Origin of the sequence: Streptococcus sp. S784/96/1 (assembly GCF_902729355.1) — a bacterium.
Lineage (GTDB): Bacteria > Bacillota > Bacilli > Lactobacillales > Streptococcaceae > Streptococcus > Streptococcus caledonicus.
In genome coordinates this window covers 1-655 of sequence record NZ_CACVCC010000078.1, presented here as the reverse complement: position 1 = coordinate 655, position 655 = coordinate 1, and the positions used below count along the sequence as shown (strand labels likewise).

Annotated in this window: 1 pseudogene; it reads left to right on the top strand. The window is 41.4% G+C overall.

Annotated features, from left to right (window positions below):
• Nucleotides 1–655 (top strand): annotated as a pseudogene (locus GZ996_RS11650) (IS66 family transposase); the annotation flags it as partial.

The following is a 655-nucleotide window of genomic DNA, read 5'->3' as shown; positions in this document are numbered from 1 at the left end:
CAACATGCCTATAAATGTCAAAGTTGCAGTGAGGAGGGACACGTTGATAAGATTATTAAGGCTCCTGTTCCTAAAGCTTCCTTATCACATAGTTTGGGATCTGCCTCTATCATTGCTCATACGATTCGTCAGAAATTTAATTTGAAGGTTCCCAACTATCGTCAAGAAGAGGATTGGAATAAAATGGGCTTGCTCATTACACGCAAAGAAATTGCCAACTGGCATATCAAATCAAGTCAATACTATTTTGAGCCTCTTTATGACTTTCTACACGAGAAGTTGCTGGAACAGCCTATTCTTCATGCGGATGAAACCTCTTATCAGGTATTAGAAAGCGACAGTCTGAAGACCTACTATTGAACGTTTTTATCAGGCAAGCATGCCAAAAAGGGAATTACCCTTTATTATCATGACAAGAGTCGAAGTGGGCAGGTCGTCAAGAATTTTCTAGATGAGTATGAGGGGGATGTCCATTGTGATATGTGGTCGGCTTATAGGCAATTAGAGAAGGCAGAACTAGTAGGTTGCTGGGCACATGTCAGAAGGAAGTTCTTTGAAGCAACACCGAAGCAGACAGACAAGACTTCCTTAGGGGGCAAAGGTTTGGCTTATTGTGACCAGATGTTTAGCTTAGAAAGAGAGTGGGAGGTATTAT